This is a genomic window from Ruegeria sp. YTSC003 (assembly GCF_059609785.1).
Genome location: NZ_JBXWMK010000008.1, coordinates 129640 through 154824 on the forward strand (window position 1 = coordinate 129640; position 25185 = coordinate 154824).

Annotated in this window: 23 protein-coding genes; 12 read left to right on the forward strand and 11 right to left on the reverse strand. The window is 58.3% G+C overall.

The window, feature by feature from the left end; all coding sequences use genetic code 11:
• The first annotated feature begins 56 nt into the window (after positions 1–56).
• A complete protein-coding gene (locus AC2FFH_RS15810) occupies positions 57–428 on the forward strand; it encodes a rhodanese-like domain-containing protein (protein WP_496739760.1) in 372 nt (123 codons plus the stop codon).
• A gap of 279 nt (positions 429–707) precedes the next feature.
• On the opposite strand, the gene AC2FFH_RS15815 is transcribed toward AC2FFH_RS15810, so the two are convergent.
• Positions 708–1466, reverse strand: a complete 759-nt coding sequence (locus AC2FFH_RS15815; RefSeq protein WP_496739758.1) for an alpha/beta fold hydrolase — start codon at positions 1464–1466, stop codon at positions 708–710.
• Positions 1467–1558: 92 nt separating this feature from the next.
• Between AC2FFH_RS15815 and AC2FFH_RS15820 the strand changes: the two genes are divergently transcribed.
• Positions 1559–1933: a hypothetical protein gene (locus AC2FFH_RS15820; RefSeq protein ID WP_496844771.1), complete on the forward strand. Its 375-nt coding sequence runs from the start codon at positions 1559–1561 to the stop codon at positions 1931–1933.
• 63 nt (positions 1934–1996) lie between these two features.
• Here AC2FFH_RS15820 and glyA read toward each other — a convergent pair whose 3' ends face one another.
• Positions 1997–3292 (reverse strand): serine hydroxymethyltransferase, encoded by a 1296-nt coding sequence (gene glyA, locus AC2FFH_RS15825; protein WP_496844772.1) that lies wholly within the window; start codon positions 3290–3292, stop codon positions 1997–1999.
• Between the two features lie 168 nt (positions 3293–3460).
• Here glyA and AC2FFH_RS15830 point away from each other — a divergent pair, with 168 nt between their 5' ends.
• The gene (locus tag AC2FFH_RS15830; RefSeq protein WP_496768265.1) at positions 3461–4222 is read left to right on the forward strand and encodes an NAD kinase; all 762 of its coding nucleotides are present in this window, start codon (positions 3461–3463) and stop codon (positions 4220–4222) included.
• A 258-nt stretch (positions 4223–4480) separates the two neighbouring features.
• Here AC2FFH_RS15830 and AC2FFH_RS15835 read toward each other — a convergent pair whose 3' ends face one another.
• The 3 genes from AC2FFH_RS15835 to AC2FFH_RS15845 form a co-directional block, all read right to left on the reverse strand.
• The gene (locus AC2FFH_RS15835; RefSeq protein ID WP_496844773.1) at positions 4481–5914 is read right to left on the reverse strand and encodes an amidase family protein; all 1434 of its coding nucleotides are present in this window, start codon (positions 5912–5914) and stop codon (positions 4481–4483) included.
• A gap of 94 nt (positions 5915–6008) precedes the next feature.
• On the reverse strand, positions 6009–7898 hold the full coding sequence (gene prpE / locus AC2FFH_RS15840; RefSeq protein WP_496844775.1) for a propionate-CoA ligase PrpE: 1890 nt from the start codon (positions 7896–7898) through the stop codon (positions 6009–6011).
• A 274-nt stretch (positions 7899–8172) separates the two neighbouring features.
• Positions 8173–10446, reverse strand: coding sequence for an NADP-dependent malic enzyme (locus AC2FFH_RS15845; protein WP_496768269.1), 2274 nt, complete (start codon positions 10444–10446; stop codon positions 8173–8175).
• A 185-nt stretch (positions 10447–10631) separates the two neighbouring features.
• Between AC2FFH_RS15845 and AC2FFH_RS15850 the strand changes: the two genes are divergently transcribed.
• From AC2FFH_RS15850 to upp, 7 genes are all read left to right on the forward strand, one after another.
• Positions 10632–11336 carry a hypothetical protein gene (locus tag AC2FFH_RS15850; RefSeq protein WP_496768271.1) on the forward strand — a complete coding sequence of 235 codons (705 nt, stop codon included), beginning with the start codon at positions 10632–10634 and terminating at the stop codon, positions 11334–11336.
• A complete protein-coding gene (locus AC2FFH_RS15855) occupies positions 11299–12402 on the forward strand; it encodes a cupin domain-containing protein (protein WP_496768273.1) in 1104 nt (367 codons plus the stop codon). Before AC2FFH_RS15850 ends, AC2FFH_RS15855 begins: the two co-directional genes overlap by 38 nt.
• Before the next feature lie 103 nt (positions 12403–12505).
• Complete coding sequence (locus AC2FFH_RS15860) at positions 12506–12898, forward strand: cytidine deaminase (RefSeq protein ID WP_108860194.1); 393 nt, start codon at positions 12506–12508, stop codon at positions 12896–12898.
• 4 nt (positions 12899–12902) lie between these two features.
• Positions 12903–14210 carry a thymidine phosphorylase gene (locus AC2FFH_RS15865; RefSeq protein WP_496844776.1) on the forward strand — a complete coding sequence of 436 codons (1308 nt, stop codon included), beginning with the start codon at positions 12903–12905 and terminating at the stop codon, positions 14208–14210.
• The gene (locus AC2FFH_RS15870; protein WP_496844777.1) at positions 14207–15418 is read left to right on the forward strand and encodes a phosphopentomutase; all 1212 of its coding nucleotides are present in this window, start codon (positions 14207–14209) and stop codon (positions 15416–15418) included. Before AC2FFH_RS15865 ends, AC2FFH_RS15870 begins: the two co-directional genes overlap by 4 nt.
• Positions 15415–16401 carry an adenosine deaminase gene (locus tag AC2FFH_RS15875; RefSeq protein WP_496844778.1) on the forward strand — a complete coding sequence of 329 codons (987 nt, stop codon included), beginning with the start codon at positions 15415–15417 and terminating at the stop codon, positions 16399–16401. The genes AC2FFH_RS15870 and AC2FFH_RS15875 overlap by 4 nt, the downstream gene beginning before the upstream one ends.
• Complete coding sequence (gene upp, locus AC2FFH_RS15880) at positions 16398–17030, forward strand: uracil phosphoribosyltransferase (protein WP_058274218.1); 633 nt, start codon at positions 16398–16400, stop codon at positions 17028–17030. Before AC2FFH_RS15875 ends, upp begins: the two co-directional genes overlap by 4 nt.
• A gap of 5 nt (positions 17031–17035) precedes the next feature.
• Here the strand turns inward: upp and AC2FFH_RS15885 are convergent, their stop codons facing one another.
• The gene (locus tag AC2FFH_RS15885) at positions 17036–18049 is read right to left on the reverse strand and encodes a hypothetical protein (protein WP_496844779.1); all 1014 of its coding nucleotides are present in this window, start codon (positions 18047–18049) and stop codon (positions 17036–17038) included.
• A gap of 153 nt (positions 18050–18202) precedes the next feature.
• Between AC2FFH_RS15885 and AC2FFH_RS15890 the strand changes: the two genes are divergently transcribed.
• Positions 18203–19138 (forward strand): DMT family transporter, encoded by a 936-nt coding sequence (locus tag AC2FFH_RS15890; protein ID WP_496844780.1) that lies wholly within the window; start codon positions 18203–18205, stop codon positions 19136–19138.
• A 343-nt stretch (positions 19139–19481) separates the two neighbouring features.
• Entirely contained in the window at positions 19482–20219 is a 738-nt protein-coding gene (locus AC2FFH_RS15895) for a Hint domain-containing protein (protein ID WP_496844781.1), read from the forward strand.
• A 63-nt stretch (positions 20220–20282) separates the two neighbouring features.
• Here the strand turns inward: AC2FFH_RS15895 and AC2FFH_RS15900 are convergent, their stop codons facing one another.
• From AC2FFH_RS15900 to AC2FFH_RS15920, 5 genes are all read right to left on the reverse strand, one after another.
• Complete coding sequence (locus AC2FFH_RS15900; protein ID WP_496768286.1) at positions 20283–22484, reverse strand: 3-hydroxyacyl-CoA dehydrogenase NAD-binding domain-containing protein; 2202 nt, start codon at positions 22482–22484, stop codon at positions 20283–20285.
• Positions 22477–22965, reverse strand: coding sequence for a cupin domain-containing protein (locus AC2FFH_RS15905; RefSeq protein WP_496768287.1), 489 nt, complete (start codon positions 22963–22965; stop codon positions 22477–22479). Before AC2FFH_RS15905 ends, AC2FFH_RS15900 begins: the two co-directional genes overlap by 8 nt.
• Complete coding sequence (locus AC2FFH_RS15910; RefSeq protein WP_496768289.1) at positions 22965–24176, reverse strand: acetyl-CoA C-acetyltransferase; 1212 nt, start codon at positions 24174–24176, stop codon at positions 22965–22967. The genes AC2FFH_RS15905 and AC2FFH_RS15910 overlap by 1 nt, the downstream gene beginning before the upstream one ends.
• 11 nt (positions 24177–24187) lie before the next feature.
• Positions 24188–24826 carry a glutathione S-transferase family protein gene (locus AC2FFH_RS15915; RefSeq protein WP_496768290.1) on the reverse strand — a complete coding sequence of 213 codons (639 nt, stop codon included), beginning with the start codon at positions 24824–24826 and terminating at the stop codon, positions 24188–24190.
• A 135-nt stretch (positions 24827–24961) separates the two neighbouring features.
• The gene (locus AC2FFH_RS15920; protein ID WP_058274212.1) at positions 24962–25174 is read right to left on the reverse strand and encodes a hypothetical protein; all 213 of its coding nucleotides are present in this window, start codon (positions 25172–25174) and stop codon (positions 24962–24964) included.
• Positions 25175–25185: the final 11 nt, after the last annotated feature.

Here is a 25185-nt window from a genome sequence, read left to right on the forward strand (position 1 = left end):
CTCTTTCCCGGTTTACCGTGTTAGCCTCTGGTGAGATTCACCAGAGGGGACGCTTTATGCCATTAACCGTAGGCCAGATGATGGAGGCAGCAAACGCTGCCGTCGAACGGATCGACACAAACACAGCAAAGAAATTGATGGGGCAGGGTGCATTATTGCTGGACGTACGCGACGCGGTCGAGCTGCAGCAAACCGGCCGTGCGCAAGGCGCGCATCATATCCCACGCGGTATGCTTGAATTCCGCGCTGACGACGCGCTGAAATCCCATGACCCCGAGCTGCGCAAGGACCGCGCAATCGTGCTGTATTGCGCGGCAGGTGGTCGTGCGGCACTGGCGGGCAAGCTGTTGAAAGATATGGGGTATGAAAAGGTCTACAACATCGGTGGGTTGCCGGACTGGGTCAACGGTGGCGGCGAAGTGGCCTGATTTCTGACCTCTGTCCGTTGAAATCTGACGCAGATCAAGGCGTATAGCAGACCAGTTGTCTAAAGCGATAATCGGGCTTCTGACAAAAGGACAACTGACGATGCTACGCCTTGCCTCCATCCTGTATACTTTGATCGCAACCGCTCTGGCGGGGTCAGGCGTTATTGCGCGGGATTGGTGTCTACGGTTGCAATCGTTTCAGCAGCCGCGGCTGGCTGTGTGGCGGCCTTGCCAGTGTCCTGGTTGGTGGCGAAGAAACTGTACCAGAACACAGCCTGATCAGGCGTTCAGGTAGGTCCTGACAGCGGCTTCAAACTCACGAGGTTTCTCGGCGTGCAGCCAATGGCCTGCGCCGGGGATTTTCGCAAATCGTGCGGCGGGAAAATGCGCGCGGATGGTGCTGCGATGTTCGGGCAGGACGTAATCGGAATCGCCACCGGACAAAAACAGGGCGGGGCCGTTCCAGGATGCATCAATTTCCGGAAAGCCCATGATTTTGGGCATCTCGGCCGCCAGCGTGTCAAGGTTTAGAAGCCAACGCTTCCCTTTGACGTCCAAAGATTGCGTGAAAAAGCTCTGCAAAGCTTTTTCGACGCCCTGCGCTGCCAACTGTCCCTCGGCGTCCGAGCGTCTTTCAATCGTTGAAAAATCCACGGCTCGCATGGCTTCGATGAATTGGATTTGGCTGTGCGAATAAGTAACGGGCGCAATGTCCGCCACAACCAGCTTGTGCACCAATTCTCCGTGGCTCAGCGCCAACATCATCGCAGCCTTACCACCCATCGAATGCCCGACAACATCCGCTTTGCCGCCAAGGTGCAGGATCACCTCGGCCAGATCTTCGGCCAAATCGGGATAACCGTGCTGATCTGTCCATTCGCTGTAGGCGTGGTTACGCATATCGACTGCAACGACCTGCCTTTCGTCACATAGTCGGCGCGCAATAACCCCCCAGTTTCGGGCTGATCCATACAGCCCATGCGCAATCAGCAGAGGAGGGTTTGAGGTCGGTTCACCGTGAATGATCGTGTTCAGCATTCTGGTTTGATACCTGCGTGCGTTTGAAACGACCAGCCCCCATTGTCGCCCCTGCGGGCTGAGGTTAGATTGCGCAGGCAGGAGGCAACGTCATGTCGCAAACCACAGATATCCAAAGCCAGATCGCGCAGACAGTGCAATTGCTGCGTGAAAAACTGGGTGTAAAGGACCAGACGCTGACGGCTTCGGTCCGCAAGGCCAAGCGCCGATTGCCGCGCCGCGTATACAAGCAGGCAATGTTGCTGGCGGGTGCCGAGCAAATGGCCTCGCACCCCAAGTTACGGTTGGTTTTGGACGCTCCGAAACTGGCCAAGGCATCGGAAGAAGTTCAGACCCATCTGAGCGGTATAAACCTGGCCGATCGCCGCTGGGGCTGGTTCCTGAATTTTCTGGGGGCGGTTGCTTTGGGGTTTCTGGCACTGGCGGCTTTGGCCGTGTTTGTTCTGCGCTGGCGCGGTTACATCTGACTGCATTCCCAACAAAAAACGGCGCCCATTGGACGCCGTTCTGATCTGTGATCCCTGTGTGGATTACAGGTTTGGATAGATCGGGAATTTAGCGCAAAGCTCTGCAACCTCGGCTTTGACCTTGGCTTCAACCGCGCCATTGCCGTCTTCGCCGTTGGCGGCCAGACCGTCGACGACTTCGATGATCCAATCTGCAATCTGGCGGAACTCGATCTCGCCAAAGCCGCGGGTGGTGCCGGCGGGGGAGCCCAGACGGATGCCCGACGTAATGGTCGGTTTTTCCGGGTCAAACGGCACGCCGTTCTTGTTGCAGGTGATATGCGCCCGGCCCAGAGCCTTGTCGACAATGTTGCCGGTCACGCCTTTGGGTCGCAGATCGACCAGCACCACATGGGTGTCGGTACCGTGGGTCACCGTGTCCAGACCACCTTTGATCAGCTGGTCTGACAGCGCCTGTGCGTTCACGACGACCTGCCTGATGTAGTCCTTGAATGCAGGCTGCAGCGCCTCGCCAAAAGCGACTGCCTTGGCTGCGATCACATGCATCAGCGGGCCGCCCTGAATGCCGGGGAAGATGGCCGAATTCACTTTCTTAGCGATATCTTCATCATTGGTCAGGATCATGCCGCCACGCGGACCGCGCAGGGTTTTGTGCGTGGTGGTGGTCGCCACATGCGCATGCGGGAAGGGGCTGGGGTGCTCACCCGCTGCCACCAGACCGGCGAAGTGCGCCATGTCGACGTGCAGGTAGGCGCCGACCATGTCGGCGATCTCGCGCATGCGGGCAAAGTCGATCTGTCGCGGAATCGCGGAACCACCGGCGATGATCAGCTTGGGTTGGTGTTCTTTTGCCAGCGCCTCGACCTGATCATAGTCCAGCATGTTGTCTTCTTTGCGGACACCATACTGCACCGCATTGAACCACTTGCCCGACTGGTTGGGGCGCGCGCCGTGTGTCAGGTGACCGCCTGCGTCCAGGCTCATGCCCAGAATGGTGTCGCCGGGTTGGATCAATGCCTGGAACACGCCCTGATTGGCCTGAGAGCCCGAGTTCGGCTGAACGTTGGCAAAGCCGCAGCCAAACAGTTCTTTGGCGCGGTCGATGGCCAGATTTTCGGCGATGTCCACGTATTGGCAGCCGCCATAGTAACGCCGTCCGGGATACCCTTCGGCGTATTTGTTGGTCATCACCGAGCCTTGTGCTTCCATCACGGCGGCAGAGACGATGTTTTCGGATGCGATCAACTCGATCTCGTCGCGCTGACGACCCAGCTCGGATGTGATCGAGCCGAACAGCTCGGGATCACGGTCAGACAGGGACTGGGTGAAAAATCCGGTATCACGGAGATTGGCGTTCATAGGGGCTCCACATGGCTGGGTAAGAATCTTGCGGATTTCCTATCGGAAACGGTACATGCGCAAAAGCTTTAAAGCGACGAATTGGCCCGCTGCGGCGTCAAGTCTGGCTTATCGGGGAAAGGTATGGTTGTTTCGGAACCAAATGTGCAAGACCGGAAACCGCAACAAATGATCCAGAGAATCGCTTTCCTCGCCAGCGACGTCAAAGTGGCCCAAACAGCCCGCGACGTGCTGGTGAAACGTTATGGAAACGCGGCACCGCGGGATGCCGATGTGGTCGTTGCACTGGGCGGTGACGGGTTCATGCTCCATACGCTGCACAGCATGCAGCACCTGGATACACCGGTTTATGGCATGAATCGCGGCACAATCGGCTTTCTGATGAACGAATTCCACGAGGGGGACCTTATGGCCCGTCTGGGGGAAGCCGAGGAAGAAGTCATCAACCCACTGGCCATGCGTGCGATGGATCAGTCAGGTAAGATGCACGAGGCGCTGGCGATCAACGAGGTGTCGCTGCTGCGCGCCGGACCACAGGCTGCGCGCCTCAGGATAAGCGTCGATGGCCGTGTTCGTATGGATGAGCTGGTCTGCGATGGTGCACTGCTGTCTACGCCCGCCGGATCGACCGCCTACAACTACTCGGCTCACGGCCCGATTCTGCCAATTGGATCAGATGTTCTTGCTCTGACGGCTATTGCTGCATTCAGGCCACGCCGGTGGCGCGGCGCGCTGTTGCCCAAGATCGCCAAGGTGCGTTTTGATGTGCTGGATGCGGACAAGCGCCCGGTCATGGCGGATGCAGATTCGGTGTCTTTCGCTGATATCGACTGGGTTGAGATCCGCTCTGAACCTGCAATCCAGCACCGCATTTTATTCGACCCAGGGCATGGGTTGGAAGAGCGCCTGATATCCGAGCAATTCACCTAAATTTTGGGACTTACGAATTTTTTAGAAGTTGTGTGAAGCAGTTCACATGAGCTTCATTAACTTTCCGCTAATCTGATCTTGCCCGGAGAACACGTCTCGGTGGGAGTGAGTGGCCACCAAACGACGTTTTCGAACGATAGCGCAGTTTACGCGCTGGCGAGGGTAGGTGGTGCTACGCTCGTTAATGATATCTGGGCTTATTTTAGTAAGCGGACCCCGGGCACAAAAACCCGGGGTCTATTTTCGTTTTGGGTCGCACTACGTGCCCATCTTCTCCCACAACGGCAAGCACATCTGACCGACGCGCGCCTCAATTGCAGCGGCGGCATCCACGGCCATATCTTCGCGCCAGCGGCGGGCAGCGATCTGGACATTGATCGGCTGCGGGCCGCTGGGCAAATCCGCCAGCCGGGACGGAACGCAAGCGGCGGGCAGGCCAAGGAAGTTCATCGCATAGGAATAAACGGCGCAGCCAAGAACCTCGTGCACCCCTTCGGCACCTTCGGTGTCCCGATCCGGCTTGAAGAATGGTTGCGGCAGGAAGGGCGACAAGACCAAAGCATAGTCTTCCATAAACAGTGACCACTCGCGGGCGTAGTGGCTGCGCTTGGCCAGCATCCGGATCAGGTCGGTGTCCACGATGGGTGGGAACTCTTGGAAATAGACATCAAAGATTTCGCGGATGGTTTCAGATCCTGCTGCCTTGATGTCGCTTTGCATCAGGGTCAGAACTTCGCCCATCAAGGCGCGATACCCAGACCGACCGCACTCGAATACATCCGGCGGGTCGATCTCTTCCACCAGATAGCCAGCGTCGACCAACGCATCGCGGGCCGTGTCCAGCGCCTTGTCGACCTCGGGGTGCAGCGCATAGCCGAAGGTGTTTTTGGTGAAGGCCACTTTTATGGGGCCTTCCAAGGCTTCCCCGCGCCACGGCATTGAAACGTGAAACGGATCGCGCGGGTCGGCGGCGACCAAGCTGGGCATGGACAGATGCAAGTCGGCGGCAGAGCGGGTAATCAGCCCCTGCACCGACATGGATTGTGCCAGAATTCCGCGTTCGGCTTGTTGGCTGGGGTTCCAAGCGGGGACACGCCCCAACCCGGGTTTGACCGTGACCGCGCCATTGGCCGCCGCGGGAAACCGCAGACTGCCACCGATGTCGTTGCCATGCGCCAGCGCGCCGATCCCAGCCATCACGCCCGCACCGGCCCCGCCCGAAGACCCACCGGGCGAGATATGGCGGCCCCACGGGTTATGTGTCCGGCCATGCAGCGGGTTGTCTGTATCGGCGCGGAATGAGAATTCGGGCGTATTAGTCCGCCCGATCACGATGGCCCCGGCATTCTGCAGATTGCGCACAACCGGCGCGTCGTCGGGCGCGATCACATTCTTCAGGGCAACAACACCGTTCGAGGTCGCGTACCCCTTTTGATCGACGTTGATCTTGATAGTGACGGGAACGCCATGCAAAGGCCCCACGGGTGCACCGCTTGCCACGGCCGCATCCAGTTCACGCGCACGCTCGAACGCCTCGGTGCTCAGGTCTTTGACCACCGCGTTCAGGTCTGGGTTGGCCTGATGCATTCGGTCGACTGCATTTTGAGTGACCTCCAGCGCGCTCAACTCACCGCTGCGGGTCAAGGCGGTCAGGTCGGTGGCGTTCAGACGCCAGATATCGGTTTGTGTCATGGGCCCTCGCTGTCTTGGGATGACAGTAGGGGGCTTGTTTCAGGTTGCAAGAGAAAGACAGGCGGCGGGCGACGGATCGTCGCCCGCATGTCTGTTACTGAGCGTAGCCAAGGGTTTTCAACGCGTCGGTGATTTCATCCAGAATGGCGGGATCATCAATGGTCGCTGGCATCTTGTAGTCCTTGCTGTCTGCAATCGACACCATCGTTCCACGCAGAATCTTACCTGACCGTGTCTTGGGGAGGCGGTCGACCACAACGGCCAGTTTGAACGCGGCAACCGGACCGATCTTTTCGCGGACCAGTTTGACCACATCCTGAACCACCTCGCCATGGTCGCGGTCACAGCCCGCATTCAGGCATAGGAACCCCACCGGCATTTGACCCTTCAACTGGTCCGTCACACCAATCACTGCACATTCGGCCACGTCGGGGTGGGCGGCCAGAACCTCTTCCATCCCGCCGGTCGACAAGCGGTGGCCAGCGACGTTGATCACGTCATCGGTGCGCGCCATGATGTAAAGGTACCCATCCTCGTCCACCATACCTGCATCGCCGGTCTCGTAATAACCGGGGAATTGGTTCAGGTAGGAACTTTTGAACCGATCCTCGGCATTCCACAGCGTTGGCAAGGTGCCCGGGGGCAGGGGGAGCTTGATCGCAATTGCGCCCAACTCACCTGGCTTCATCGGATGACCGCCTTCGTCCAATATCTGCACGTCATAGCCCGGCATCGGTTTGGCGGGTGAACCCAGCTTGACCGGCAGTTCCTCGATCCCCAGTGGGTTGCCGGCGATGGTCCAGCCTGTTTCTGTCTGCCACCAATGATCGATCACCGGCACCTTCAGCGCGTCCTGCGCCCATTCGATCGTGTCGGGATCAGCCCGCTCACCGGCCAGATATAGGGCGCGCAGGCAGGTGAGGTCATACTTCGCCAACATCTCGCCCTTGGGATCTTCGCGTTTGACGGCGCGGATGGCGGTTGGGGCGGTGAAAAAGCTTTTGACCTTATGCTCGGAAATCACCCGCCAGAACGTGCCTGCGTCGGGCGTGCCAACGGGCTTGCCTTCAAACACAATCGTCGTGTTGCCGTGAATCAACGGAGCATAACAAATGTAGGAGTGTCCTACGACCCAGCCCACATCCGACGCTGCCCAGAACACATCGCCCGGATCGACATCGTAGATATTTTTCATCGTCCAGTTCAGCGCCACCAAATGGCCTGCGGTCGGACGCACAACGCCCTTGGGCGCGCCGGTCGTGCCCGAGGTGTACAGGATGTATGCCGGATCATTGCCATCGACCGGAACGCATTCGGCCGGTTCGACTCCGTACTGGAAGCCGTGCCAGTTGTAGTCGCGCCCTTCAATTAATTGCGCCACTTCCTGCTCGCGCTGGAAGACCACACAGAATTCGGGCTTGTGGTTAGCCATGTCGATGGCCCCGTCCAGCAGGGGTTTGTAATGCACGACGCGACCCGGTTCCATCCCGCAGGATGCGGCGATGATCGCCTTGGGTTTGGCGTCGTCGATCCGGACAGCCAGCTCATTGCTGGCAAAGCCGCCGAATACCACCGAGTGCACGGCCCCCAGACGGGCGCAGGCGAGCATGGCCTCCAGCGCTTCGGGGATCATTGGCATATAGATGATGACCCGGTCGCCCTTTTCCACGCCCTTGGCACGCAATGCCCCGGCCAGATTGGCCACGCGATTGCGCAGTTCGACATATGAAATCTCGCGCTTGGTGTGCGTGATCGGGCTGTCATAGATGATTGCGGCCTGTTCGCCGCGACCATTTTCGACATGCCGGTCGACCGCGTTCCAGCAGGTGTTCACTTTGGCATCGCTGAACCACTCATACAAAGGGGCGTTATCGTCAAACAGGGCTTTGGTCGGCGGTTGAACCCAGTCAATTGCCTTTGCAGCGTTCATCCAAAAAGCCTCTGGATCCGATTTCCAACCTTCGTAAATGTCCTGATATGCCACAGTGAACTCCTCCTAAATCTCCTTGAGAAATGTGTTATGTGGCCAGGGGGCACCGCACAAGCGAGCGCTGTGACGGAGCGTCACTTTATCGCAAAAAATTTGCAGGAATCCGCAGGCTGGCCTGCAAATTGTTGCAAATCATCGCCTTTTTGCTGACTTTTTGCGATCAATAATGCACTTTTGCAAAGTTGAATATTTTGGCGTGCAAATTATTGCCTGCTGTGAATCAAACAGGGCGCCGATACTGGCGCCCTGAATACTGTGCTCAGGTTTATTAACCGTAATGCGCTACGGGTGTACCCGCGATCGCCGCCATATTCAGCAATCCGCGCGCTGTGATCGACGGTGTCACGATATGCGCCTTGTTGCCCATGCCCATCAGGATCGGGCCGACCTCCAAGCCATCGGCCTTCATTTTCAGGATATTGCGCACTCCGCTCGCCGCATCCGCATGGGCAAAGATCAGAACGTTTGCTGTTCCTTTCAGGCGTGAGTTCGGGAAGATCCGCGAACGCAGTTCAGGGTCGAGGGCCAGATCCAGATTCATTTCACCTTCATATGTGAAATCGCGCGGCTCGGCGTCGAGGATATCCAGTGCCGCCCGCAACCTTTTGCCCGATCCTTCAGCCTGATTGCCAAACTGCGACTGAGAACAGAAGGCGATTTTAGGCTCGATCCCGAAACGCCGAACATGACGCGCGGCGCCAATGGTCGACTCGGCCAGCTCTTCTGGGGTTGGCAGCTGCCGAACATGGGTATCGGCAATGAACAGCGGTCCGTCCTCGAGGATCATCAGCGACAGCGCGCCATGCGGGTGAAGATCGCCATCGCCCAGAACCTGTTCTACGTAGTTCAGGTGCCAACGATACTCGCCGAAGGTACCGCAGATCATGCTGTCTGCCTCACCACGTTGCACCATGATGGCCGCAATGGCGGTGTTGTTTGTGCGCATGATCGCCTTGGCCAGATCCGGCGTGACACCGCGGCGCTGCATAATCTCGTGATACGAGTTCCAGTAGTCGTAATAACGCGGGTCGTCTTGCGGGTTCACAATCTGGAAGTCTTTGCCGGGACGGACCGTCAGCCCCAGCCGCTCGCATCGTGCGTTGATCACTTCGGGGCGGCCGATCAAGATCGGGGTTTCGGTTGTTTCTTCGAGAATGGCCTGGGCTGCGCGCAGAACGCGCTCGTCCTCACCCTCGGCAAACACGATCCGGCGCGAGGCCACGGCCGCAGCCTCAAAGACAGGGCGCATTAGCAGGGCAGACTTGAATACGGACTGATTCAACCGCTCTTTGTATGCCTCGATGTCCGTGATCGGGCGCTTGGCCACACCGCTTTCCATCGCGGCTTTGGCAACGGCCGAGGACACGACGCCGACAAGGCGCGGGTCAAAGGGTTTGGGGATCAGATAATCGGGGCCAAAAGTCAGTTGCTCACCTTTATAGGCCGCTGCCGCCTCGGCGCTGGTCGTCGCCCGGGCCATCTCAGCGATCCCGTCCACGCAGGCGATCTGCATTTCATCGTTGATTTCGGTCGCCCCCACGTCCAGCGCGCCTCGGAAGATGAAAGGGAAACACAAAACGTTGTTGACCTGATTGGGGAAGTCGCTGCGGCCCGTGGCAATAATCGCGTCCGGCGCGACTTCACGTGCTGCTTGCGGCAAAATTTCCGGGCTCGGATTGGCCAGCGCGAAGATGATCGGGCGCTTGGCCATTTTCTCAACCATCTCGGGCTTCAGGACGTTCGGCCCGCTGAGGCCAAGGAACAAGTCTGCATCCCCGATCACATCGTCCAGTGTCCGCAAGTCCGTTTTTTGCGCGAATTGGTCCTTATGCGGATTCATGTCCTCTTCACGGCCTTCATAAACAAGCCCGTGAATGTCGCACAGCCAGATATTCTCGCGCTTGACGCCCAGCTTGACCAGCATCATCAGGCAGGCAATTCCCGCTGCGCCGCCACCGGTTGAGACCACTTTGACGTCTTCGAAATTCTTGCCCGCAACGAACAGCGCATTCTTGGCCGCGGCACCCACGACAATGGCGGTGCCGTGCTGGTCGTCATGAAAGACAGGGATGTTCATTCGTTCCCGGCACAGCTTTTCGACGATGAAACAGTCCGGCGCTTTGATGTCTTCAAGGTTGATCGCGCCAAAGGTCGGCTCCAATGCACAAACGATATCCGCCAGTTTCTCGGGGTCGGGTTGATCGACCTCGATGTCGAAACAATCGATCCCGGCGAATTTCTTGAACAAGACGGCCTTGCCTTCCATCACCGGTTTGGATGCAAGCGCGCCAATGTTTCCCAGCCCCAGAACCGCTGTCCCGTTTGAGACGACCGCAACCAGATTCCCGCGTGCGGTATACAGCTCGGCGTTTGCAGGATCCGCTTTGATTTCCAGGCTGGCTTCGGCCACACCGGGTGAATAGGCGCGTGCCAGATCGCGGCCGTTTGCCATTGGTTTGGTCGCTTTGATTTCAAGCTTACCGGGCTTTGGGTGGGCGTGATATTCAAGCGCGGCCTGCCGCAGGCTGGGTGTGTCCGACATCGGCGACTCAACTCCTCAGAAAATTTGATTTAGTGTTAAACTATTTCCCCGGCTTTGGCTACGCTACGTCATTTTGCAACAGTTTTGCTAAAGTTCACCGACGTCCCGTTGAAAAGCGTCGTATTGCTTTTACATTCGGGCAACTTTGGAGCCAACCTAGACCTGTCGAGCACTGAAAGCCATAAATGAGCTATAAAGATGAATTTCAGGCCGGGACCGCCTTCCCGGCGGACCAGGTTGTTGTTGGTCCGGATCGCGCCGTTTACATATCGGTTTTGCTGATCGCCATCCTTGTCCTTGCCGCCGTCGGTATCTGGCCGGTTCTAGCCCTTGCTCTGAACGAAGAGGGCGGATTGTTCGAAACGATCTCGGCCGCTGCGCTGTTTGTCGCGGGCCTGGCTGCGCTCTGGCGCTATCCCGGCATAACTCGTCTTTACATCGCACTGGTCTGTCTGTTGCTGGCGGAAAGAGAGCTTGAGGCGGAAATCTATCCAGTTGACAGCCTGCCATATTGGGTCCTGAACGGTTTGGATAATTTGCTTGATATGACGCTGATCCGGGTGGTTCTGGCCGTCATCGTGATCGGAGGTGCCCTATGGCATGGAGCCCCGGCGGCTTGGCAGGCGGTAAAGCGACGGGCGCCTTTTTTCGTGATTTTCGTGCTGGCGGGATTGCTGGCGGTAACCGCTCAGCTGCTCGAGGAAGTTTCCGGAATTTACCAGGCAGATCTGTCCACACTTATGACAGTACGGCTCTTTGTTTTGGAAGAAACGCTTGAGATGTTCTTTTCGATTGGCATTTTGGCTTCTGTTCTGATCGGATGGCCAAAATCCGATGCCGAAGAGACGCTGAATGACCTCAACCAGAAACAACTGCCAGACACGCGCTGAAATCCGTCTGCCGACAGGCGAGCTGCGCGACGACATCCCGTTCTACACAAAAGTGCTCGGTATGAAGATGGATATGATCTATCCCGCCGACGATCCGCGTGTTGCCGTGTTTTCCGGCCACGGGTTGCGCCTTCGGGTCGAGAAGGACGCGCCCGAGGCCGCTGGTACGATCCGTATCCTGACAGACGATCCTGACGGTTTTGCTGATGGGCAGCGTACTTTGGTCGCGCCCAACGGCACGCGGGTTGAGATTGATGAAATGAACCCTCCGATGGTGATGCCCGAAACGGTGCATTCCTTCGTGGTGCGCAGGCTCAAGGATCAGGCCCCATGGATCATCGGGCGGGCAGGGATGCATTACCGCGATCTTGTGCCGGATCGGCTAGGTGGATCGATCATCGCCAGCCATATCCGTATACCCGATGGGGGCCCGGTGCCGGATATGGTGCATTTCCACAAGGTCGGGTTTCAACTGATTTTCTGCATCCATGGTTGGGTCGACGTCGTCTACGAGGATCAGGGCGACAAAATGCGCCTGACAGCTGGGGATTGCTTTATCCAACCCCCAGAAATCCGCCACCGGGTTCTTGAAGCCTCGAATAATGTTCAGGTGATCGAAATCGGTGTTCCCGCCGAACATGTCACCGAAATCGACCACGAGATGGACCTGCCTACGCCGAATTTCCGCCCGGACCGCGAATGGCAAGGGCAGCGTTTTGTTTATAACAAAGCCGAGAAATCAGCGTGGGGACCATTTCGCCTGCCAGGATACATCTGTCGCGACACGACGATTGCCGAGAATACCAAAGGTGTTGCAGGCGTGCAGGTCGTACGAAAAGGGCAGGGTGAACCGATCTGGGCAACGCATGACACGGATATCCATTTTACCTTCGTCATGACGGGCGAGGTAACTCTGAAAGGTGAAGGGCGCGATCCGTTCCGTTTGGAACAAGGGGATGCGTTCGTGATCCCGCCCGGTATGCGCACCAAACTGTCCGATCCTTCCGATGATGTCGAATTGCTTGAGGTTACGCTTCCGGGGATCTTCAATACCAAGCTGGGCTAAGAGGATTTTAGCCCAGGAATCTTGCGCGCGGGGGTTCAACTCCCTGCGCTCTTTCCTTTAGGGTATGATTTTCTGACCAGTTGATCAAAAACGGGGAATCGCCATGACTTTGAAAGATGCAGCACTGTCTGTTCGGGAAAAAGCCTATGCGCCTTATTCCAACTTCAAGGTTGGGGCGGCGATCCGGTCCGCATCCGGCGAGGTCCACGCGGGTTGCAACGTGGAAAACGTGGCCTATCCCGAAGGCACTTGTGCCGAGGCCGGGGCAATCGCTGCGATGGTCGCTGCGGGCGAACAGGAATTGTCCGAGGTCTATGTTGTTGCCTCAAGTCCGCAACCGGTTCCGCCCTGTGGCGGTTGCCGGCAAAAGCTGGCCGAATTTGGCAAGCGGGACGTCAAGGTGACGCTGGCGACCGTGGATGGCGCCGAGTTTGTAACCACGATTGGACAATTGCTGCCGGGCGCTTTCGACGCCTCGCACATGGAGGACGTCTGATCCAATGGACGCCCGTTCGATCATTGCAAAACTGCGCCGGAACGAGGTGCCGACCGGAGATGAGCTGAACTGGTTCGCGCAAGGACTGGCCGATGGTGGTGTCAGCGACGCCCAAGCGGGCGCTTTTGCCATGGCCGTCTGCATGGGCGGATTGGGTACCAAAGGGCGCGCCGATCTGACGATCGCAATGCGCGACAGCGGTGATGTGCTCAGCTGGGATTTCGATGGCCCGGTAATCGACAAACACTCGACTGGTGGGGTCGGGGACAGTGTCAGCCTCGTGCTCGCCCCTGCACTGGCCGAATTGGGCGCCTATGTCCCCATGATCTCGGGTCGGGGGTTGGGTCACACCGGCGGAACACTGGACAAGCTTGAGGCCATTCCCGGTGTCAGCACCCAGATCAGTCAGGACCGCCTCAGGCAGATTTTGCATGAGACCGGCGCGGCCATTGTCGGGGCTACGGGGCAGATCGCCCCGGCCGACAAGCGCCTTTATGCGATCCGTGATGTGACGGCGACCGTTGAAAGCCTGGACCTGATCACAGCGTCGATCCTGTCCAAGAAACTGGCCGCCAGCCCCGAGGCCTTGGTGCTGGACGTCAAGGTCGGCAGCGGTGCATTTATGAAAACGTTGGAGGATGCGCGCAAACTGGCGCGTGCCTTGTCGGAAACTGCGAATGCAGCAGGCTGCCGGACCTCGGCGGTTATCACCGATATGCACCAACCTTTGGCGCCTGCGCTGGGCAATGCGTTGGAAGTGGCCGAGGTGATGAAGGTCATGACGCAAGACCCCTATGCCCCGCTGGCGGAAATCTCGGCCGAGTTAGGTGGAGTATTGCTGGCCGATGCTGGAATGTTCGCAACTGCCGATGAAGGGCGCGACAAGATCACGGATGTCATCCGCGATGGTCGTGCAGCTGAACGCTTTGGGCGCATGATGGCAGCCGTAGGCGCGCCGCTGCAGTTTGTTGACAACTGGTCCCGGTACTTGCCAGAGGCCAGCGTGATCCTTGAAGTTCCGGCACCGACCAACGGACACATCACTGCGATTAACGGTGAGGCGCTGGGCCTGACAGTTGTAGCACTGGGCGGTGGACGGCAGGTTGAAGACGACGTCATCGACCCGGCCGTGGGTCTGTCTGACATCGTCCGGCTAGGCGACAAAGTCGAGAAGGGTGCGCCGTTAGCAGTAATCCACGCGTCCCGGGAGGATGCCGCGCGGCAGGCCGCGGAGACCGTTCTCGGCGCGATCACGATAGGTGCCGATGCCCCGGCAGAGCCCATCCTTGTCCACGAAAGGATTACGCCGTGACCCGCGCGTTTCTTGTGGTAATGGACTCGGTTGGCATCGGCGGCGCGCCGGATGCTGATCGGTTTTTCAATGGCGATGTGCCGGACACGGGTGCAAACACACTTGCCCATATTGCACAAGCTTGCGCCGAAGGACTGGCAGAAGACGGGCGCTCAGGCGCGCTGCACCTGCCAAACTTGGATGCGCTTGGGTTGGGGGCGGCAACGCGGTTGGCATCAGGAGCTGAAACGCCGGGGTTGGAGGTCGATCCGTCTGGGCGCTGGGGGTGCGCGAGAGAGCATTCACTGGGCAAGGATACACCTTCGGGCCATTGGGAGCTGGCCGGTCTGCCGGTGCCGTGGGAATGGCATTATTTCCCGGATACCACGCCTTCATTCCCTGCCGACCTAAGCCGGGCTGCGGCACAGGCGGCTGGAACAGACGGTATTCTGGGTGATTGTCACGCCTCGGGCACGACCATTATCGCCGATTTGGGGGCCGAGCATATACGGACCGGCTGGCCCATCTGCTACACTTCCGCCGACAGCGTGTTTCAGATCGCCGCGCATGAAGAGAGCTTTGGCCTCGACCGTCTGCTGGAGATGTGCAAAGCGCTCGCCCCGCGATTGCATGAGATGAAAGTTGGCCGCGTTATCGCACGGCCGTTTGTTGGTACACCTGAAGAGGGATTTACCCGCACCACCAACCGCAAGGATTTCGCGATCCTACCCCCCGCGCCAGTTCTGACAAATTGGGCACAAGACGCAGGCCGTCAGGTTCATGCCGTGGGCAAGATTGGTGACATCTTTTCGATGCAAGGAATCGACACGCTGCGAAAAGGGTCGGATGCCGAGTTGATGGGTCACCTGTCTGATCTGGTCGATGTGGCCGAAGAGGGTAGCCTGACCTTTGCCAATTTTGTTGAATTCGACAGCCTCTATGGCCACCGCCGCGATATCAGCGGCTATGCCCGCGCGCTAGAACGGTTCGACCGCGAAATCGGTGTGATCCTGAAAAAACTGCGCCCGGGCGATCTTATGCTTTTGACCGCCGATCACGGCAACGATCCCAGTTGGATCGGCACCGACCACACGCGCGAACAGGTGCCCGTTCTGATCGCCGGGCAAGGCACGGACCAAATCGGGGCCGTCGATTTTGCCGATGTCGCCGCAAGTATCGCACACCATCTGAACATTCCGGCACAAGGGCCGGGGAAGAGTTTTCTATGACCGTCGCAGACCTACCAAAAATCGAGTTGCACCTGCACCATGAAGGTGCAGCGCCGCCTGATTTCATCCGCCAGCTTGCGCATGAAAAACGCATAGACCTGAGCGGTATCTTTAAATCAGACGGAAGTTATGACTTCCGCGACTTCGCCCACTTTCTCAGCGTCTACGAGGCCGCCTGCGAAGTACTTAAATCGCCCGAGGATTTCCGTCGCCTGACTTTGGCCATTCTAGAGGAAAGCGCTGCGAATGGGGTGGTCTACTCGGAAACCTTCCTCAGCCCAGATTTCTGCGGCGGCGGGGATGTGCACGCCTGGCGTGACTATCTGAACGCCATTCAGGACGCGGCGGACGAGGCCGAGCGCAAGTTCGATATCTCCCTGCGCGGCGTTGTCACCTGTGTTCGTCATTTCGGACCCGAGCAGGCAAAACAAAGCGCTTTTTGCGCGGCGGAAACCGCTGGTAATTGGATCACCGGATTTGGAATGGGCGGAAACGAGGGCGTCGGGACGCAGGGCGATTTCAAATGGGCCTTTGAATGTGCCCGCGAAGCTGGGCTGCGCTTGACCACCCATGCCGGAGAGTTCGGCGGCCCCGAAAGCGTTCGCGATGCTGTTCGGGACCTCGGTGTCGAACGGGTCGGCCACGGCGTGCGGGCCATTGAGGACGACGATCTGATCCGGGAACTTGTTGACCGCGAAGTCACGCTTGAAGTCTGCCCCGGTTCCAACGTGGTTCTGGGCCTGTTCCCAGATTTTGCGGCACATCCGATTGCCCGGTTGCGCGATCAGGGTGTAAACGTCACAGTTTCCACCGACGATCCGCCGTTTTTCCATACCACAATGCGGCGCGAATATGAGATGCTGCATCAGGCCTTTGGCTGGGACGCCGAGGATTTTGCGGCCCTGAACGACACAGCCCTGAACGCGGCCTTCTGCGATGATGACACCCGCGAACGGGTGAAGAAAAGACTGGAGAGAACATGAGCGAACACCTGACCGTCGTTGACCACCCGCTGGTGCAGCACAAACTGACGCTCATGCGGGATAAGGGCACCTCGACCGCCGTGTTCCGCCAGCTGTTGCGCGAGATCACGCTGCTGTTGGCCTATGAGGTCACGCGTGAGCTGAAGCTGACCACCCGGCACATTGAAACACCAATGGAGGAAATGGACGCCCCCATTCTGGCCGGTAAAAAACTGGCTCTGGTGTCGATCCTGCGTGCCGGAAACGGAATGTTGGACGGGGTGCTGGAACTGGTCCCCTCGGCCCGTGTCGGGTTTGTCGGGCTGTACCGCGACGAAGAAACCCTGAAGCCTGTGCAATACTACTTCAAAGCGCCTGAAGGTCTGAAGGATCGGCTGGTCATCGCGGTTGATCCGATGCTGGCAACCGGCAACAGCTCGGCTGCGGCGATTGATTTGCTGAAAGAAGCCGGGGCGACCGATATCCGTTTCCTCTGCCTGCTGGCCGCGCCCGAAGGCGTCGCCCGCATGAAAGAGGCGCATCCTGACGTGAACATCGTCACGGCGTCGCTGGATCGCGAGTTGAACTCGAAAGGGTATATCATGCCTGGGTTGGGCGATGCCGGCGACCGGATGTTCGGCACCAAGTAACCGGCTTACTCGCCACAGATATTCTGCAGTCGGACCCAATCGCGGTCCGGCAGTACTTGCGGCAGCGGGCGCCCGGCCATCGGGTCAGCCTCGATCAGGCCGAGAGTGTCTTCCCCCGTGACATCCACAGCATAGGCATATGGCGTTGAAGGCAGCGCCGCCTGGGCAAAAACCTCTAGCAAAGCTTGATCGGGCAAAGTTGGGCGCGGTTCTGACAAGACCTGTTCGGTATAGGCGTCAACGATCTCGGGCGTCAGCTCTCCGGTTGTCAGCAGGCGGAACGCCGTGGTTGGGCCAGTTCGATCCAGCACCTCGTCCAATGGGTCTTGTGCGGCGGCTCGCGCGCGTTCGGCGATGATGTAACCGGCAGCGATGGATGGGTCCTCGTGATCTTCGACCAATGAGCGGTTCAGCAGAATGATCCCACCAGGTAGGCCGAGGCTTGATTGTACCCCCGCGGGCAGAATAACGACCTCTCGCACGCCGGTTCGGGCTGCCAGTTGGTCCAACGCAGCCTGCGCATCCTCTGAGGTGCACGAGACACCAGAAACCCGTTCAATCCGGTGCAGGATCGCATCCCCGATATCGTATCGCTTAATCTCGGGGACAACAGAAACGACGTGGTTTTGCAGCGCGGCTGGAACCCAAAGCAGCAATAATGCGGCAACTGCAGCAATCACACCCGCAACACTAAGCCAACGCAACCGTCCGGGATGCGGTCGCGACCGATCAATTGCCTTTTGCAAACGGTCGATCGCCGCGATCATCGTGGTCTCTGTTTCTTCCAGCTCCAGCGTTTCGTCGGGGTCGCCGTCCGGGTTGAAGATGGCTGGATAGCTTCCGGGATTCTGCCGCTCCAAAGCTGCCAGCGACCAGTGCGTCAGTGCCCGGTCGTTGAAATCAGAAATCGTCAGCGTTGCTTCGCCAATCGACACCACAACCTCGCGCCGCTGCACGTCGGGCGAGGGGCGCCACAGACCGGTGGCTTCGATCCGTTGGTACTGTTTCAGAGCCGTCATCAAGGTGAGGTTTGCTCGTTATTATTTTGCCCCAGCTTAACATGGTAAATTCAAAGGGCGCAAACCAGTTGCGCCATCTGCGATAAATGTGCTGGATACAACGACACGTGCAGGGTTGTCCTGTCGTGCCCCACCATTTTACCGAGGCGAAAGATGCAGGCGGACACTCAGACCTCACCGATACTGGCATCGGTGCTGATGATCAGCGCCATGGCGATCATCGGGGTGATCGACAATGTGGTGATCCTGTTGGCGGAAACGGTTGGCCTGTGGCAATTCCACCTGAGCCGCGCGTTGCTAATGTTGCCGCTGATCTTCGGTCTATCGCTATTGGGGCTGGGCAGTATGCGCCCGAAACGATTTGGCCCGGTGATTCTGCGCAGCGTACTGATCACCCTGGCCATGTTGTTCTATTTCGCATCGCTTGCGGTCATGCCGATTGCGCAGGCGCTGGCCGGGTTGTTCACATCGCCGATTTTTGTCCTTTTGATCTCGGCCCTGGCAATGAAGCAGCGGATTGGCCCTTGGCGTATTGTTGCGGTTCTACTGGGGTTTGCGGGAATTCTGTGCGTGCTGCAGCTTGACCCCTACGATTTCGATACTCGCAGCCTGTTGCCGGTCGCCGGGGGTCTGTTCTACGCGCTGAGTGCCGTTATCACGCGCAGCCATTGTTCCGATGAAAGCACCGTGGCGCTGCTGGCTGCGATGATCATCACGCTGGGATCGGCCGGGGCGATTGGCCTTCTGGTACTTGAGCTGTTTCCGGTGGCCGCGCCGGATGGTCCCGCCGGCTTCGCCGCGCGGGGTTGGGTCTGGCAGATGCAACCTGCATTGCCGTGGATCGCAATACAGGCGGTTGGTTCCACGATTGCCGTCTTCATGTTGATCAAGGCCTATCAGGTGGGCGAGCCGTCCTATGTCGCGGTCTTTGAGTACTCGGTCATGATTTTTGGTCCGCTCTTTGCCTTTGCGGCTTTCGGGCAGGCGATCGGGCCGATGCAGATTGGCGGGATTGGCTTGATTGCAATCGCAGGTGCCCTGTTGGGATGGCGAGCAGGGCGCGAGGCTGCCCGGCCAGAACCGGTTTAGCCTTATCCTGAGGCCAGCCATTTGTTTTGGGTGGGCAATCGGGGATCATTCAGACCGGATACCGATGGGTGTAACACGACCTGCCCGATTTCAGCCGACGGGCTCAGACAGATTCGGCGGCACGGATGACCGCTGGTGTAAATTATAGTTTCCAAAAATCTGCCAATTTTTACCAATTGCGCAGTGTTGTTTAAAGAATTGTTGTTTTTCACGGCTTTAAGAGCGCAAATTGGGCGGCAATGTGTCTGAATTAAGTCGCCCATGGTTAAGTCGTGCTAGTCGTTATGAGTAGTTGTTTTTGTGTCAGAAATGGGTGCGACACGTGTTAAATGTACAGAGTGTTTTGAGTTATGAGGCCGTTCCGAACCGGGAAGTGCAGGACAATCCTGCGATTTCGCTGAACGCGCGTCGGGGTGGTTTTGTCCACGGAACTAAGATTGCGACGGATCGCGGTTGGCAGCCTGTTGAAGGACTGCAAGCAGGCGATCTGATCCGCACGATGGACAACGGGTTCAGGGCAGTCTCGCGGGTTGCGACGGATTGCATAGCAATCGCTGCCAGCGAGTCCAGGTCGGAAAACTTACCTGTCCGTGTGCCATCGAACACTTTGTATAACGGCGATCCGGTCTGGTTGATGCCAGAGCAGGGCGTGGCGTTGGACAACACCAAGCTGAGCCAGGGTCCGATCACGCTGCCGATCAGCATGCCTGTGGTGCCTGCGCGGGTTCTCAGTGGAACGTTTCGACTTTCGTCCAGCGCGCCCTCATTGCTGTTTGAGGTTTGTTCGTTGTTCTTTGAGCAAGACGAAGTGATCTATATCGAGGGTGGTTTGCGCGCCTTTTGTCCTGCGGGCCGCTTTGGGTCGAACAGCCGGCCCGCGAACGCCTCGTACAAGGTGGTCGATGCTGATCGGACCGAAGACCTGATCGACATGGTCGCGCATAGCAGGGACATTGCTGTTCTTGCGAATTCACTGGGCGCATTACCGGCTCCGATCATGCAGAACCCGATTTTTCCAGCGCGGCCTGTCATGGGTGCGCGACGTCCTGGTCGGCCGGGGCGGCCTGCACCGATATTCTAATTTTTGTTAAGCTATTGATTAAAGAATGGCGCTGGCGCGGTAACCCGCACCAGCGTCAATTTTTTAGGCAGCTTTTGCTTCGGGGTCAAAGCGACCATAGAAGCTTTGGCCTTTCTCAGCCATCTCACGCAGCAGCGGCGGGCAGGCGAAGCGTTCGCCATACTGTGCCGTCAACTGGTCGCAGCGCTCGGCCGCGTAGGGCGTGCCGATGATGTCCAGCCAGCTGAGCGGACCACCCGACCATGGTGCAAAGCCCCAGCCAAGGATTGCGCCCACGTCGCCTTCGCGGATGTCCTCCAGAACGCCTTCTTCCAGCGCGCGGACCGCTTCCAGAACCTGTGCGAACATCAGACGTTCCTGTACTTCGATCAGGTCAGGCTGGTCCTCGGCATGCGGATATTTCTCCTGCAGACCCTTCCAGTACTCAGTGCGCTTGCCCTTTTCGTCATAGTCGAAGAAACCTGCGTTTGCCTTGCGTCCCAGACGACCCTCTTCCTCCATCCAGAAGATCAGATCATCGCCGGGGTTATCCGGATAGGCATTACCCATCGCGGCTTTGGTCGCGCGAGCAATTTTGGCGCCCAGATCAATCGAGGTCTCATCGTTCAGCTGGATCGGCCCAACGGGGAAGCCCAACTGACGCGCGGCGTTGTCGATCAACACTGGGCTGACGCCCTCGGTGATCATGCGCAGACCTTCGTTGATATAGGGAATGATGCAACGGTTGGCGTAGAAGAAACGCGCATCGTTGACCACGATCGGCGTCTTGCGGATCTGGCGCACATAGTCCAGCGCCTTGGCAACCGCGCGATCACCGGTTTCTTTACCCTTGATAATCTCGACTAGGAACATCTTCTCGACCGGTGAGAAGAAGTGAATACCGATGAACTGATCCGAGCGCACGGATGCTTTGGCCAGATCGGTGATCGGCAGGGTCGAAGTGTTCGAGGCAAAGATGCAATCCTCGGGGATAATCGCCTCGACCTTCTTGGTCATCTCGGCCTTGACGCCCACGTCTTCGAAGACGGCTTCGATGATCAGATCGCATCCTTTGAGGTTGTCCAGATCCGGGGTCGCGGTGATGCGGGCCAGCATGGCCTCTTTCTTCTCAGCCGTGACTTTGCCGCGCTTCATGCCCTTGTCGAGATAGCTCTCGGTATAGGCTTTGCCTTTGTCCGCAGCTTCCTGGTCGCGGTCCACAAGAACCACTTCCATCCCAGCCTGGGCCGACACCAGCGCGATACCGGCACCCATCATGCCTGCGCCCAGTACGCCGATCTTCTTGACCGACTGATCGGGAACACCGGCAGGACGCACGGCACCTTTTTCCAACGCTTCCTTGTTCAGGAACAGCGACCGGATCATCGCACCCGAAGAGGGGTTCATCAGGACAGAGGTGAACCAACGCGCCTCGATCTTCAGGGCGGTGTCGAAATCGACCAGCGCACCTTCGTAAACCGCGCTCAGCAGAGCCTTGGTCGCAGGGAAGGCGCCTTGGGTCTTGCCGTTTACCATCGCCGATGCACCAACGAAGTTCATGAAACCAGCAGGGTGGTAAGGCGCGCCGCCGGGCATCTTATAGCCCTTCGCATCCCACGGTTTGATGATGTCTGCGTCCTTGGCGTTCAGCACCCATTCCTTGGCTGCGGCCATCGGGTCGGCTGCGACTTCGTCAATATAACCCGCGCCCTTGGCTTTCTTGACGTCCAGCATTTTGCCTTCCAGCAGCAGCGGAGCCGCCGCAATCGCGCCAACCTTGCGGACCATCCGGGTGGTGCCACCCGCGCCGGGGAAGATGCCGACCATGATCTCGGGCAGGCCATATTTGGCCTTGGGGTTTTCGGCCGCAAAGATGCGGTGCGTGGACAGCGGCAGTTCCATGCCAATGCCTGCGGCAGTGCCGGGCAGAACGGTGGCAATCGGCTTGCCGCCCTTCTTGGTCTTGGGGTCCATGCCCGCCATCTCGATCTTACGCAGCAGTGCGTGCATCTGCATTGTGCCCTCGAACAAGCCTTTTGCCGGGTTGTCGCCCGCCTGTTCCTTCATCACTGCCAACAGGTTCAGGTCCATGCCACCAGCGAAGGACCCTTCCTTACCCGAGGTGATGATGATGCCTTTGACGTCGTCATCAGCCAGCGCCTGATCGACCAGATCGCTCAGCTGTGCCAGCCCGTCAAAGGACATCACGTTCATGGTTTTCCCGGGCACATCCCAGGTGATTGTGGCGACGCCGTCTGCGTCTTTGCTCAGAGTGAAATCAGTCATTGTCATCTCCAATCTGGTCAGCCGTCAACGGGCTGCCATCCTTGCGGGTGAAGGAGAATCCGTTCTCATCATCCTTCACCATCATGTCTAAGTCGCTGTAATATGCGGTCTCGGTCGGGGTCCGTGTTCCCACCACCAGAAAGGTCGCGGGCGCATCGGTTTTGTTCACAAGGTGATGGCCGTTGGCCTCACCTGCGGGCCAAGCGGCGCAGTCGCCGGGCTGCATCTCATGCTCACCATCGTCATCAATCAGCACGCAGGTGCCGCTGAGCATGATGGCAAATTCGTCCTGCTCCATGTGGTAATGGCGCAGCGAAGACATGCCCTGCGGTTCCAACCGCACGATGTTGACCCCGTATTGGGACAGCCCGCCTGCATCGCCCACACGCTGAACGAAACGACCTGCGGTCGCTTCAGCCAGCTTGCCGGGATAGGCCGAGCCGCCCTTGAACGGAATCTGAGAGAGATCCAGCTTGGGCATCAGACCCGCTCGATAATGGTTGCTGCACCCATGCCGGATGCAATGCAGAGCGTCGCCAGACCGGTTTCCTTGTCCTGACGCTCCAACTCATCCAGCAGAGTTCCAATGATCATCGCACCGGTTGCGCCCAGCGGGTGGCCCATAGCGATCGAGCCGCCGTTGACGTTGACCAAACCGGGGTCGACATCAAACGCCTGCTGGAAGCGCAGCACGACCGAGGCAAAGGCTTCGTTGACTTCGAACAGGTCCAGATCACTGATCTTCATACCGTTGTCGGCCAGAATCTTCTCGGTCACCGGTACCGGGCCAGTCAGCATGATGGTCGGGTCGGTGCCAATCTTGGCGGTTGCCTTGATGCGAGCGCGCGGCTTGAGGCCGTATTTCTCGCCGAACTCCTTGTTGCCGATGAGAACCGCCGCAGCACCATCCACGATGCCCGAGCTGTTGCCCGCGTGGTGGATGTGGTTGATCTTTTCCAGATGCGGGTATTTCAGCATGGCCACCTTGTCGAAGCCGGGCATCTGTTCGCCCATCATCTGGAAGGCCGGGTTCAGGCCACCAAGGCTTTGCATGTCAGTGCCGGGGCGCATGTATTCGTCGCGGTCCAGAATGGTCAGGCCGTTCTGATCCTTGATGGTGATAACCGATTTATCAAAACGGTTGTCTGCCCATGCTTCCGCGGCTCGGCGCTGCGATTCCATCGCCAACGCGTCGGCGTCGTCACGGCTAAAGCCATATTCGGTCGCGATAATGTCGGCCGAGATACCCTGCGGCACGAAGTAGGTCTCCATCGCCAGCGAAGGGTCAACCGCGATCGCTGCACCGTCGCTGCCCATTGCCACACGGCCCATCATTTCGACGCCACCTGCGATGTAAGCCTCACCTGCGCCACCTTTGACCTGGTTCGCCGCGAGGTTCACAGCTTCCATGCCGGAAGCGCAGAAACGGTTGATCGCCAGACCGGGGATCGACTGATCCAGATCAGAGGCCAGAACCGCCGAGCGTGCCAGACAGCCGCCTTGTTCCATCACTTGCGTGACGTTGCCCCAGATCACGTCTTCTACGGCGTGGCCTTCGAGGTTGTTACGCTCTTTCATCGCGTTCAGGGTCAGGGCGGACAGGCGCACCGAGGTTACCTCGTGCAGGCTGCCATCCTTGCGGCCCTTGCCGCGCGGGGTGCGCAGGGCGTCATAAATATAAGCTTCGGTCATGGGTCTTCTCCTCAAGCTCGATCCGACGGGTTGCCGGGCATCAGGTCATAGGGGTGTTTCCAGCCAGGCTGCTCGGACAAGCGAGACAGCCAGGCGTCGATATGGGGCCAGTCGGCGCGGTCAAAGCCGAATGGTTCGGGGTAATAGAGATAGCTGCAGCAGCTGAGATCGGCGTTCGTGACATCGTCGCCAACAATCCAGGCGCGGCCGTTCAGATGATCGTTCAACACTTGGTAAGCGGCCTTCAGGCGCCCTTGATTGAAAGCGATCACATCGGGATTGCGGTGCTGTTCCGGGAGGAAATTGATCAGGAAGCGGGTCAGGCCGGCCATCGAGCTGAGTTTGTGATTATCCCACAGCACCCAGCGCAGAACATCGTAATTCTCTTCCCGGTTCTTGCCACCGAACTTACCTGACTTCTCAGTCACATAGGTCTGAATGGCGCCAGACTGGCTTGTGCGGAAATCACCGTCGATCAGGACAGGTGCTTCGCCCATTTCATTCACTTCGGCGCGAAACTCGGGCGTGCGAGTTACACCTTTGAAAAAGTCGACAAAGACCGGTTCCCACTCCAGCCCGGACATTTCCAGCGCCAGCGCAGCCTTATAACTGTTTCCGCTTTCTCCGAAGCAATGAAGCATGATTGTCATGTGATCGCCCCTCCCAAGGCGCATGGTGCGAAGTCGAATTTCGCGTATTTCGAGAAAGACGAACCATAAGGCTAAGCGCCATTGGGGTTTGGCTTTCTGAAAACACGCCCACCTGATTGAAGGTGGCTGATGTTTTTACCGCTTGCGGTCATCCAGCTCCGAATTGAAGATACGCAGGCGGTGGGTCAGGTTGTCCTCGTTGATCACGCTGTTGAAATTCTCGAACAGAAACGACAGCGCCTCTCCTTCGTCCAATCCAGCATCACGCGCGAATGCTTTGAGCTTGCGATACCCGTCTTCGGTCATTGCGACGGGAAAGCGGCGGGTTAGTCGAAAACGCTTTGGCATGTGGTTCCTCC